General features: G+C 67.2%; 1 protein-coding gene. It reads right to left on the bottom strand.

The genetic code is table 11. The features are described from left to right. Positions 1 to 29 precede the first annotated feature (29 nt). Positions 30 to 527, bottom strand: a 498-nt coding sequence (locus tag AC27LF_RS45635; RefSeq protein WP_479665247.1) for an alpha-glucosidase C-terminal domain-containing protein, incomplete at its 5' end; no start/stop codon positions are given.

Below are 527 nucleotides of genomic sequence, written 5' to 3'. Positions count from 1 at the left end.
GTGCACGGGCTCGTTCACGGTCATGAGGCTCAAGACCCTCCGATCTGGGGTATGGATCGCCGGACATGGAGCACGTGCGCCGGCGCCCGGCCGGGTGTGAGACGCACATAGTTGGTCCTGCCCCAGTGGTAGGTCTCACCCGTCAGTTCGTCGTGCACCGGCACCGACTCGTCCCGGTCCAGGCCGAGTTGCGGCATGTCCAACGAGACCGTGGCCTCCTGGGTGTGGCGCGGGTCGAGGTTCACGACCACCACGACCGTGTCGTCTCCGGTGCGCTTGCTGTACGCGAGGACGGCGTCGTTGTCCGTCGCGTGGAAGCGCAGATTGCGCAGGCGGCGCAGCGCGACATGGCGTCTGCGGATGGTGTTGAGGCGGGTGATGAGGGGGGCGATGGTGCGGTGCTCGCGTGCGGCGGTGTCCCAGTCGCGGGGGGTGAGCTGGTATTTCTCGGAGTCGAGGTATTCCTCGCTGCCTTCGCGCAGGGGGGTGTTCTCGCACAGTTCGTAGCCGCTGTAGATGCCCCAGGC

Source organism: Streptomyces diversicolor (assembly GCF_057537855.1).
This window is presented reverse-complemented; position numbering and strand designations above follow the sequence as displayed.